This window comes from Chryseobacterium oryzae, from assembly GCF_022811665.1.
GTDB lineage: Bacteria > Bacteroidota > Bacteroidia > Flavobacteriales > Weeksellaceae > Chryseobacterium > Chryseobacterium oryzae.
The window spans coordinates 2,200,029-2,212,167 of record NZ_CP094529.1; the positions used below are offsets into that span (position 1 = coordinate 2,200,029).

Annotated in this window: 7 protein-coding genes; all 7 read right to left on the reverse strand. The window is 34.2% G+C overall.

Going from position 1 to position 12,139, the window contains the following annotated elements; genetic code table 11:
• Positions 1-69: 69 nt before the first annotated feature.
• The 7 genes from MTP08_RS10065 to traN all read right to left on the reverse strand — a co-directional run bounded on the left by MTP08_RS10065 (position 70) and on the right by traN (position 12,137).
• Entirely contained in the window at positions 70-5,223 is a 5,154-nt protein-coding gene (locus MTP08_RS10065; protein WP_229048556.1) for an Eco57I restriction-modification methylase domain-containing protein, read from the reverse strand.
• On the reverse strand, positions 5,223-5,741 hold the full coding sequence (locus MTP08_RS10070) for a hypothetical protein (protein ID WP_243575914.1): 519 nt from the start codon (positions 5,739-5,741) through the stop codon (positions 5,223-5,225). The genes MTP08_RS10065 and MTP08_RS10070 overlap by 1 nt, the downstream gene beginning before the upstream one ends.
• A gap of 239 nt (positions 5,742-5,980) precedes the next feature.
• A complete protein-coding gene (locus tag MTP08_RS10075; RefSeq protein ID WP_229048558.1) occupies positions 5,981-7,591 on the reverse strand; it encodes a hypothetical protein in 1,611 nt (536 codons plus the stop codon).
• A 23-nt stretch (positions 7,592-7,614) separates the two neighbouring features.
• Positions 7,615-8,316: a hypothetical protein gene (locus MTP08_RS10080; protein WP_229048559.1), complete on the reverse strand. Its 702-nt coding sequence runs from the start codon at positions 8,314-8,316 to the stop codon at positions 7,615-7,617.
• A gap of 13 nt (positions 8,317-8,329) precedes the next feature.
• Positions 8,330-9,223: a M23 family metallopeptidase gene (locus MTP08_RS10085; RefSeq protein ID WP_229048560.1), complete on the reverse strand. Its 894-nt coding sequence runs from the start codon at positions 9,221-9,223 to the stop codon at positions 8,330-8,332.
• A gap of 4 nt (positions 9,224-9,227) precedes the next feature.
• Entirely contained in the window at positions 9,228-11,216 is a 1,989-nt protein-coding gene (locus tag MTP08_RS10090; protein ID WP_065720728.1) for a type IV secretion system DNA-binding domain-containing protein, read from the reverse strand.
• A gap of 54 nt (positions 11,217-11,270) precedes the next feature.
• A complete protein-coding gene (traN, locus tag MTP08_RS10095) occupies positions 11,271-12,137 on the reverse strand; it encodes a conjugative transposon protein TraN (RefSeq protein ID WP_065720729.1) in 867 nt (288 codons plus the stop codon).
• Positions 12,138-12,139 lie beyond the last annotated feature (2 nt).

Sequence of the window (12,139 nt, forward strand, 5' to 3'; positions counted from 1 at the left end):
TTTAAGATTTGTCTGGTATAAAAAAGAATTCTTCGACAATATTGATTTGATTTTCATGTGATGTCTCTTCTATCTCTTTCGTAAAACATTTATAGGTTGATCTCCTATTTCACTATCTGCTGTTTGCCTAGCAACAACTTTGATGTCGATTGAAGCATCATTATTAAGTTTTCTATTTTTATGTGCAAAGAGCTTAAAATTTTCATCCATCCTCTCCTTTACATTATCTCTATTTTGACTCAGTTCTTGTCTTTTCTCCTTTTCAATTTTGTACTTAGTAATCAGCTGTGTCTTAATAGCTGGGAGCTCTTCCAACTTTTTGTCTAGTTCATCAATCCTGTCATTGGTGGTCATAGTTTGAAATTCTATTTCTGAAACATTCACACCTTTTTCAGCTAAGTATTCGATAGTTTTCTGAACTTCAGCTTTAGCCAAGTCAATAGTTTTCTGGTAAGAAAAAAGTTGGTTTTTCCAATATCCCGAATTTTCACCTTCATCATTTGAATATCCCAAAATCCTGTTATAAGAATGTTGAGCTTTAGTAACCATCTCCTGTACTTTTAAAAAATTCTCATATTTCCGCAGAACAAATGCACTATCAGCCAGGTGCTTATTTTTCTCACTTTCAATCTTTCTTTTTAGCAGTTCAATTTCAATATTTGCTCTTGTTTCAGGATTGGTTATGATGGATGTTTTAAGTTCCTGTGTACTGATATCAGAAATATCCAAAACATTGGCTCCTTTTTTCATTGCTTCCAAATATCTTGCTTGTTTTGATTGAAGCTTCTGAAGCATAAACACATCGATGCTATCATTGGTAAGCATAAAATTGACCCTCACATTTTCGTGCCTGTTTCCCTGTCTCCAGGCACGGCCTTCGACCTGTCGTAGAGTGGTAAAATTATAAGGAAGGGAAAGCATATATAAATCCGTGGTATTTTGCTGAAGATTCATCCCCTCCTGAATACCTTCGCTGCCGAGAATAATTTTGACTTTCCCGGAATTAAAATCATCCTGAATTTTCAGTCTGTTCGGTTTGCTTGTTGCCCCTGTAATGACGCCAATTTCTTCAGGTTTATAACCAACTTCCGTAATGAGATAATCTTTTATTTTCGGAAATTCTGAAACTGCTAATTCTGAATATATGATTTGACCAAAATCAGGCATATCTTTCTTATTTTGTTGTATCAGTTTCATCGTCTCTATCAGCTTAGGGGAATTCTCAATAAATTCTTTTACTGAAGGGAATTCTCCGTCATAATAAGGAGACAGATAAGGAGAAATAGCGATAAGTCGAGCATTGAGAATATGAGTAAGAATTGCTCCCTTTTGAGAATCGTCGAAATTCTCTGTGAGTAAATCATATTGTTCCTTAGTTAAGTCATTCTGCTCAATTTTATATTCTTTATTAATCTTGGTTGGACGGATTAATTCAGGATTATCTTCTTCTCCTTTAATATCAATAAACTCAGATAGGAGCTGTTGAAACAAAGAATTATTTTTAAACCTCCGAACATTAGCCTTGAACTTTACATCTCCTTTCGCATCAATTTCCATATCATTATCTGCCTCCATAAAGGTTTCAAAAAAGGTATTGACATTGAAGTACCCTGATTCTTCAAGACGCTTATTCGCAATTAAGGATAATATCGAATAATACTCCAGAGGTTTATTGGTAAAAGGTGTTGCTGAAAGAAGCGTAACATTTCTACCATCATATTTATCCTGAATATATTGAGATGCCATCCAGGTATTAATTCCTAATCTGGAAGTCTGTTGATTTTGACTTCTAAAATCAGAAGCAAATCTTCGATCCTCAATTCTTACCTTTCCAACAATGTGATTTGCATTATGAACTTCATCAAAAGTAAAATGATCAAAACCAAAATCCTCCCAGTCATAGATTTTGCCACGCTTCATTTTTCCCTGCAGCTCTTTTTCTTTTTCTAATTCTTTTTGAAAATCTCTTTCGCTGATGGAATTAACACTACGCAATTCACTCTCTGAAATGTAAGAAAACTTTGAAGCCAAATCTTGGGTAATATTTTCGGAGAAACCGATATTATTAAAACCCTCATAAGTAACAATTGTGATTTCACCATCTCTGTTTACAAATCGGGAAAGGTCATAATCCTTTCCTAGATTTCCCAAGACATTTACTTTTGCGTTCGGAATTGTTTCAAATATTGTTTCGACCCATTGTTTTAAAATACTGTCATTGGGTACTACAATCAATGGCCTTTTAGAATTTCCACGCTCCATCGCTTCGTGCATAGAAAATATTCCGGAAAGTGTTTTTCCGAAACCCACTTCGTGTGCCAATAAGCCAACTCCTTTTGTCGTCAGCCTTCCGATTCCTGCTTTTTGTACTTCGGTAAGGCTAAGTTCTCTCCCTTTAAAATTGAGATGAATTTTTGAAAATAGAGGAAATCTGGAATAGTCCGGAACGTAGATATTATTATAATTTCTGTTGAATTCTTTTATAAAACGCTCTCTTAATTCGTCTGATAGTTCTTCACGAATGAACTTTTCAAAAAGGTCATTGGCAGCAGCCTTCCTTCTTTCACGGACTAATGCATTCCTTTCTTTATCACTCCCTGTAACCGTTTCGTTATCTACGTAACTTCGAACTTCCCAGGCTGAAGAACCTGCAAAAGCTTCGCTGGATAAATTACCAACAAAATCTTTGAACTTCTCTGCAAGATTATAATCAAAAACAACTGTTTCAACCTGCTTTGTAGAATGATTATATTTTTCTTTCTCTACTTGTCCCAATGCAAATTGGTGTACAAATTCGTGATTAGGGCTGATAGAAATATCATCCAAAGACTTGGGAGTCGGAAGAACACTCAAGAGCAATTCCTTTTGCTTCTCATATTGGTTTTCAGTTCCACCGATGGCATATTTATCTGCAAAGTCTTTTTCCAAATGTTCAAGCTTGGAATAGATATTTCCTTCAGCATAATAAAAATCGTGCACCCATTTCCCATCAATAAAATTGGCAAATTGATAGTGTTCACCTCTATTATTCAACGTCCCATCATAATCTGTATCACGAAAAGCAGCGATTTGCTCTGCTGAAATATCTGAGCTGTTTTGTAATGAAGTGTTGACAATTTCGTCTGACTTTGAAAAAAGATATTTTAAAACACCTTTTTTTATCTCAGGTTTTGTCTGAATTCTGTACTCGGATTCAAGTTTCTTCTGGGATTGGATAAGCTTTTCAGATTTATCACAAATCTCCTTTAGCATTTCTGCAGAAAATGATTTTATATCTTTATCGATTTGCTCTTTTAACTCGAAATATTTCTCAATTTCTTTTACAATAGCAGGGGATTTAAATTTAATTTCTTGAAAGGTTGAAAGAACTTCATCTATTTTTTCTTTAGCTTCGAAAAGATACTTTTCAGCTGGAGTTTGAACTGAAACCTCTTTTTTAATCGCAATTTCCTCTTTTACTTCTGTTTCCGTATTATCGAAAAATAAATCTTCGAACAAATTACCAATGCGCTCGTTTTGCTTTTTAGTTCTGAGTTGTTCTATTCTGGCTAATGCTTCATCCAAAGTACCGTGGACATAATTTTCCATTCGTCCAAAACGATTACTTTTCTCTCGAATTTCCCCCAGAATATTTTCAGGGTTATTCTCGAAATAATCAGAAACATCTTGTGTGATTTTTTGTGAACTTTTTTTCAGAATGACGATATCGGTTCCAATCTGCGTTCCTGCGAAAGCACCTGTTGGTAAACGATAAGCACTGGAAAATTCTGCATTCTCTAATTTCTTTTGTCGATTGAGCCAACCAGAAGGAAGCACCATTGCCAAAACTCCATTCGGTTTTAATGAGTCTAAAGAACGCTTTACAAAATAATCTTCGTATTTGCTTATTTTGGGTTCTTCTCCCAGCCCTTTGTATAAACCTCGGTGTTCTCCGTACGGAGGATTCCCAATTACCAAATCATACTTTTCAGCGAATTCTTTCGATTCTCGCTTAAAACCTTTTTCGTCAATAAATTCAGTTTCAAATGAACGTAGGTTTACATCAGCTTCCGGATGAAGGATCTTAGAAATTTTAGCGGTTGATTCATTAATCTCAAAAGCAGAAATATTGATTTTTAAGCCCAGGTCTTTTACAGCATACAGAAAATTTCCAGTTCCAATACTAGGTTCTAAAACTGAAATTTCTTTTTGATTTTTGAAATGGTCTTTGATTAGGCTGCGAATAGTATCAACAATCTTAGAATCCGTGTAGTACTCATCTAAAATTCCTCGACCTTCTTTTGCAGTACCACCGCTTTTATATTGATTACAGATGTTTTTTAATTCATCAGTGACGTCCACAGCCGGATGAATAATAACTTTATTATCTTTAGAAACAAAACAAGCTGCAGAAACCACTTCTTCAACTTGGTCATTGGTCAGTTTTTGACCTTTGTATCTTGAAATGAGAAATTCTAATTCCTCATTATATTTAGAATTGTCTAATTCTCCTTCGTCTCCGAGGGATATAGTTCTCCCGGATATGATTCTGCCCAAACGTTTTTGCTTGTCTTCATTTTTTTCAACATTTTGCGGTTGTGTTCCGTCAATAGATCTTCCTGTTCCGTTTCCTGAATCGCTCCACTCTGAGCCTGTAAATCCATTTCCAGCATTTGCGCTGCCGACAGTTTTTCCTCCAGTGTAATCTCTGTTTTGCTTGGATTGGCTGTTTTGCAAAGTTCTACCAGAATCTCGTCCAGAAATTTCGGATCCCAGGTAATGAGTGTTGGATATTCTTTCTGATCTAACATTAAGGTTTGCATTGTCTGAATTTTTGGATTCAACTAAAGTACTATTTTTATTCTGATGATTTATTTTGTTTTTAAGATATTCAGTCAAGTCTATATTTCCTTCATCTGAAATCTCATACATCTTACGGATATCCTTAATATTCTTCTCTTTATATGCCATCTGGATTTTAAGTGTTGCGGCATCTCCTATCCTATCTCCTTCCAAACACAGAAATATTTTCCCGTCAAAATTTTGGTATTGATTTAGAAATTCTGTTGTATTACTTGCAGAATTAAGTGTAACAAGACTTCTGTTGTTGACTTGATTATTTAATTTTAAGAGTTCCAGAAATGAAAGCATATCGGTTTGTTTTCCAAAAACAACTACCTCATTCTTAGTTCCATTGACAATAGAAATCCCATCTGCAACTTTTAAAGAATTTACTCCTTCCATTAATTATTTTTTCTGTTTTTTACGAAGTGATTAAACTCAAACAGCTCTTTAGCTTCATCATCCCAGCTTTTTCTTGGTAATAGCTGAAGTGTTACGAAAATATCTGTCTTTTTATTATAAGAATCAATTCGTTCAAGTCTCCCGTGATAGTCTTTTTCAGCATGTCTGTAAAATGAATAGGGCAAAATGGTATCTGTTGGATAAATGTAGAATCTGGTATAATTCCAAGGTGAGTTGATTTCAAAGCGTTTGTATTTCTTTTTGAATAACATAGTATCAGACAGATTTCTTCGGTTTCTGTAGTTTGGAATCCAATCTTTTGAGAAGACAGCTCCTTCTTTCTTTTCCCATACCGATTGAGAAATTTGTCTTTTGGAAATATCTTTTAATATGACATTACTTCCCGATGCTCCAATTGGATAACATATTGAATCCTCGATGAAATATATCTGCTTGTTGACCTCTGAATAGTTATGATCAGGCACTAATTCGATGAACTGATTTTGCGAATAGTTCATCTTTGATAAATGAAAGCTCTGCATCTGATCCAAACCCTTTGACGCATCGAAATAGACATTCGAGATTAGGTCAATGCCTCCCTTCTCTGATTTGATATTTTTCTGACACGAGTTTAGTGCGAAAAGAAGTATAAAAAATGAAAGTAATAGTTGAATTTTCATATCAATTGGATTTAAAAAAGCGGCAAATCTTTTGATGACTTACCGCTTCCTGTAGTTATTATAGGTAAGAAAGATTTTTATCGCTTAATGCTCTGCTCACGAACATTGGCTTTATCGTGACTATTATCTTGTTCCAAGCCTTCTAAAGGTTTATTGGTATTTATTCGGTTCATCTCATTGTCATACAGTTTAAGATTTCTATTCTGGGGATCCAGAACAGCTTTTGCTTCTACGACCTGATCGTTTTCTTTAAACCTAACTTTAACAATATTTCCTTTTTCCAAAGACTTTATACTGTTTTCTTTCCATTCCGGATTATCAAATACCAGATTAGATTTTTCAACAATCTTAGCTGTATCAACCCCATAATTTTTGTAAAAATTCTGGAAATAGTAATTACCCTTATCCGTCTTCGGTTCATTAAAATTAAATTGACCAAATGCTGGTTCTGTCTGATTGCTCTTAGGATTGACAAATTCAATTTTGACACTTCGTCCTTCCAAAAGGTTTACAGCTTCTTTTGCGGTAAAGGAGTTTTCCCGACTTACAGGAAAGTTGTGCGATTTTTCTTCATTATTATCATTGGTCAATTTGGCATTGTAAGAATTGAGGAAAACGCCTCCCTGATCACTTTTGCTAAACTTTAATATAAAATCAACCTTGTTTTCGGGCAAAGTCTTGTCGGAAGAAGTTTTGATTTCAAATTGTTGTGCTTTCCCTTTGATACCTTTCTCTAAATCTTTGTGGAGTTTTTCATCTTCTCCAAAACCAAGATATTTCATTTGGTCTTTCAGGTATTTTACCTGGTCGAAATCTTTTTGTGTTTCCATAATTTTTGGATTTTGATTGTTATTAAATGTTTGATTTGCATTTTGTTGATTTTTATCTACTTGTTTTAGTTCCTTTAATTTTCCACGACTATCAGTATCTGTGATGACATTATATTTTTCTTTATATGAATCGAGAGAATTTGGATTCTCCTCTCCATAAGCATCATATATCAAATCATCAACTTTTTTAATAAGCTCAGGAGTTTTTAATAGAGTCTCATATTTGAAGCCGTCTATATTAGAATCTATCTCATTTTGCAAAGCATTTAAGTAAGTTTGTTCAGACGAATAATCCATCACATCGGCGATTTCTCCATCGTAATCATAGATAGATATTTTACCAACTTTTACATCATTCTCTCTTTCGTAAAATTCATATCTCCGGTAATGATCTGCTTGTCTTTCATCAATTTCTGAAGTGGTCATCCCTAAACTTAAGTCTGTCCTTACCTCCAATTCCTTTGCCCAGGAATCCGAAAGATATAATTGCTTTGTAGCTTCGTTATCGATGGTTACTTTTTTTAACGCTATATTATCTTCTATGATTAAAAGTCTTCCATCTGTCTTTTGTTTATCAATAAAGCGTACTACTTCAGCTGAGCTTTTAAAATTAGTTTTCACAGAAGTATCAGTATCTGTATTGAAGATTGTATTTACAGCATAATTAGAACCTATAATCATTTGGCTTGCTGTGGATTTATAAATCTGCATAAACTTTTTCTCCCGCTCAGAAAACTTCCTTTCTCCATCTCTGTAAAATATTTCAGGAGAAGTATTCTCTACCTCTTTTGCAAAATCTTTGTAAGCTTTGGTCTTTATAGTAATCACTCTGTCGAACCAGGACAATTCATTCTCCACAACTTGTGATTTAATTTTAAATATTACCTTCTGAATCCTCTATTTTTCTCACGCTCGTCGGTTTGTTCTTCTTCCTGATCTTGGCGATTTCTGTTAGCATCTTCGTATATATCCTGATCATTGACATTCAACTGAATATCTGAATTTCCAGCTTTCGAAATTTGTTTTTGATCTGCTGAAATACTGTTCACAGAATCTATCTCTCTGGAAACAACATTTATATCAATGGAGATTTCCTTGGCTATTTCGGGGTACTTATCTGCTTTGTCCTGCAAAAAACCTTTAAGTTTGAACAGTTCATTTTTATAGCGGTTGAGTTCTTCCGGCTCTTTTTTTTCAGCAATGATGGCGGTAAGCTCTGTTGCATTTTTGATGAAATCGAATTCTACCACTTTTCCTGTCTCACTATCGAAGATGAAGGCTTTCTTTTCAATAAGTGGATAATCACCCGAAAGTTCTTTAACATCGGTATACTGAACTCTGCCTTTACTGTTTTCAATGATTTTGTTAAGGCTTTTGTCTCGTTCAAGAAAAATGACTTTCAGCTTGGTATTATCTTCACTGAGCTGAAACGTAGCTCTGTTCTTATCATTATCAGCAACTATGGTATATCCCTGTAGAAATTTTTCGATATCATCCGGACTCAACTTTTTTGAAAATGTAAGGTCATCATTAATGATTCCAAAATTTTTAAGTTCATCAGTAGGTAAATTGTGATTTTTCATAATAGTAAATATTTTATTGTTGTATGCGTTTATTTTTTCCTGCTTCATAATTGTCAGCAATTAGATTATTAGCATTAATAAGGTCGTTGAGAAACCTAATTGGATTGATGTATTTGCCGTTTTCCTGAACTGCAAAATGTAAATGCGGACCTGTGGAATTTCCGCTATTTCCGCTTCTTGCAATAATAAATCCTGCTTTTACACGCTCTCCAGTTTCGTAATATATTTCTGAAAGATGCAAGTAAGAGGTTACAAATGATGCAGAGTGCCTGACTTTAATATATTTTCCACCACTTCTTGAATTACCTGATTCTATTACAGCACCATCTAAGACTGCGTAAACGTTTTCATAATTAGCTTTGAGATCAGTTCCGTTGTGCATTTTTCCAGTTCTGAAAATTGGATGCGTCCGCCATCCAAATGGAGAAGTAACAATAATTCTTTTGTCCAATGGCATACTTATTCTTGATACAAAATCCTCTTCCTTGATGAATCTGAATTTTTTAATCGGTTTTTCTACATTCTCAATCTTTTCATAGAACTGTTCTTTAATCGTCAGAGAGTCATTATTAGTTTTTATCTTTAATAGTTCACGCTCTTTTTTTGACAAGCTATATTCAAACATCATCGTTTTCAAAGAATCAATTTGACTCGTTAACCACTTCGTCGAACCTCTGGTTTGTTTTTTTAAATCCGATTTAGTAGGAGTACTGAAAAGTTTATTAAAGAAATTTTTATTGTCTTTTTCCTTTTTCAAATCAGGGTTTTCTTTCTGAAATGTCCGCATTTCTGTATTAAATTCATTGGAATTTTCTTCTTTTCTGGTCAGAGTATTGAACTGTCCAAAAGCCAATGAATAACAAAGCGAAACCATTCCTATCATCAAGTATTTTTCGATTGATTTCATAATTTTATTCTTTGATATTTTCCTTGACTATGAGCTCCACTTCTTTATTGATTTTTCTGAAATTGGTCATCAGAACTTCCTCTTTACGGTTGATACCTTTCTTATCCACGAATGAATAGTAATTTGGCATTGTTGGGTAATTTTGTTCTTCTTCCATAATGGCTTTCATATCCAGATTTATTTTTCCTCTTATGGCAGAGGTCTTATATTCTTCAGTCGTGTTATCATTGCCTTGCGCTATCATTCCCACCATCTCTCCAGTTTTCAAGGCTGCAATTTTTCCCGCAGGAATCATAAAGTCCATTTTCTCATTAATGCTGGTCGTTGTTCCTTGTTGAGAGATAGATTGGGAATAAGATTTCTGCTTAATTTTTCCGAATAATTTTTCAAGCCATTCCAATGTATTCTTATCTCTTGCAGAACCGGAAAGTATGTTTCCGACAATTGCAGAAATGGTATCTGCAACCTCTTTTTTATAAAATTGACGAAGCTGTGGAATTTCCTGAAGTCCTAATACAACAGCAACTTTGTTACTTCGTGCCGTTGCAACGATATTGTCAATTTTATGAATATAGATTGTCGGAAATTCATCAGCTATAACTCCTCCAGGTAAATTATGTTTAGAATTGATCAGACGTAAAGTCCTATTAAGGATTGAAGAATACAAAGCTGAATTGATATCCTGCGTTGCAGGATCTGATGCCAAAATCATAATTGAGGGATTTTGTTTATCAGTTATTTTCAATTCTACTTCATCTCCTGAGAACACCCAGAAACTTTCCTTAGTTGCCAAGCGGGAAAGAAATATTTTCAATGTCCCAATCTGTCCTTCCAACTGATCGAAAGCTTTATTGTCATAAGCCGTTTTGAATGGAGAAAGCAAAGAAAAAATCTCTTCGTTCGTAAAAAGAGTATCAAAAATCTCTTTATAACTACGGTTCATAAAAGATAAGATATGTGGCAGATCCGAATATTTCCCATTCTCGAACGTGGCAAAAAAGTAGATACAGGATGACAGAAAGTTGATAGCTGATTGTGTAAAAAAAGCTTCTGAACCACCTCCAGAACTTGCTCCGCCCTTTTGTAATGATGACACCATTGATTCTGCCATTTCCTGAGCTTCCGCTAATGTTTGAATATATTTTTTATGAAATGCATTGACTCTTTTAGACTTTTCAACTTCGTTCAGATTAATGACGTGAAAACTATAATTGTATCCGGAGTCTTTACTCTTTTTCAGCAAATAATGGTAGTAAGCAATTTGAGCTAAATCTGGAAATTTAAAATCGTAAATACAAAGACAGAAACCTTTAGCAATCATTTGACGTATTGAAGGATTAATTATACCAAATGACTTTCCGCTTCCCGGTACTCCGATTACAATTGTACCTCGAAAAGGGTCTATGTTAATATAGCCATTATAGGTTTTGTTATTATATCGAAATCTGTAAGGAATATTAATAGAGGTTTCCGTATTGACTAGCTTTTTATTTTGATTAAAAGATTCCTCTTCCACATTCCATCGGTCTTTTCCCATCTTCTGCTGCATCAACTTTGAAATACTGTCTGCTCCCATCTGAAGAATGACTGCTCCTAAAAAAGAAAGGACAGCATAGATGACCTGGTAAAGATTAAGTCCCGGAAATATTTTTGGTAATGTGCTGCTTCCAGCTTCTTCTTGCCAACTCAATGACGAGAAAATCATTGCTAATCCAAGCACCATCGGAACAATGATTTCAGTGGCAATATTAAGGTCTCTCTTTTTCTTTGCCTTTGTTCCAATGGCAACAAGCCCTATAAGAATGACCGTTGCAATCTTTGCATTTATCGGTGGATAAATGAAACTCATTTTTGAAAAATTCTTCAATAAGTTCGAGATTACTGGAACGTCAGCATTCAGATAGAACAATGAAGCGCAATCCAATGCCACGACAGCATAAACAACTTTCTGTAGAAAGCCATAAATCTTTATTTGATGTTGTTGCTCTTGCATTTTCTTGTTAAAATTTAATATTTCGAGAATGATTAAATGGAAGTAACACTTTCGCTAGAATGTATCTGCTTTAAGGATGTCTGAATAATTGACTTTCATTTCAATGGTTCTTCCGGAAAGCTGTTCCTCAATCAATCTTATCATCATAACCTTGGAATTCGGATACGTAAATTTTTTGAAAACATAAATATTTCGGAAGTTCTTTTTAAAATGCTTTTGAGGATTCAGCTGAAAAAGTGGCATCATCTCAATACTTTGATTATTGGTAGCTTTATGAATTTTTTTGTCCTCAATTGAAAATTTCAAAGCCTCAATATCATAGCTCAAGTTAGAGTTATTTTTAAAGGTCATATCCAGAAAGATGTAATCGCTGATGACATAAACATTATTGAGCTGAAAGCTTAGATTAAAATCTTTCTCTTGTCTGATCGGATTGTTTTCAGATTTCTTTTGAATGATATCCACTGCAAATTTTCGCAGTTCCAGATTGGAAAATATCATTTTGTCAAATTCAATAGGCTGCATTGCTTCGGCTTGAATATGAATATTTGTAACGGTATTCAAGTTTTCTGAATTTCTGTAAACTGCTTTGTATTGAGCAATGAAAGATTGTCCCATAACAGTAATAATTCCGATTTTATCTCGATCAAGAAATGCACTGTGATTCACTTTCTTTACTTTCTCATCAGATTTTTGCTCATCGGTAATCTTAATCCTTGCAATATTGGTTGTTGGTAAATCACCTGTCAATTGTGCGGTTGATAAATCAACATATTGAATGGGCTCTGGCGAGATAATATGCAGATTTATCCCTTCTGTAATTTCGATTTCTGGTAACTCAGAGATAATCTGTTCTTTGGTTGCGGTCTGTGCATTAACAGTTATAGCAAATAGTAAAAGTGTATATAAAATTGATTTCATTT

Excerpts from the sequence above, each read along its gene's own strand:
- MTP08_RS10065 (WP_229048556.1), bottom strand. The coding sequence starts at position 5,223 with ATGGAAGGAGTAAATTCTTTAAAAGTTGCAGATGGGATTTCTATTGTC.
- MTP08_RS10070 (WP_243575914.1), bottom strand. The coding sequence starts at position 5,741 with ATGAACTATTCGCAAAATCAGTTCATCGAATTAGTGCCTGATCATAAC.
- MTP08_RS10080 (WP_229048559.1), bottom strand. The coding sequence starts at position 8,316 with ATGAAAAATCACAATTTACCTACTGATGAACTTAAAAATTTTGGAATC.
- MTP08_RS10085 (WP_229048560.1), bottom strand. The coding sequence starts at position 9,223 with ATGAAATCAATCGAAAAATACTTGATGATAGGAATGGTTTCGCTTTGT.
- MTP08_RS10090 (WP_065720728.1), bottom strand. The coding sequence starts at position 11,216 with ATGCAAGAGCAACAACATCAAATAAAGATTTATGGCTTTCTACAGAAA.
- traN (WP_065720729.1), bottom strand. The coding sequence starts at position 12,137 with ATGAAATCAATTTTATATACACTTTTACTATTTGCTATAACTGTTAAT.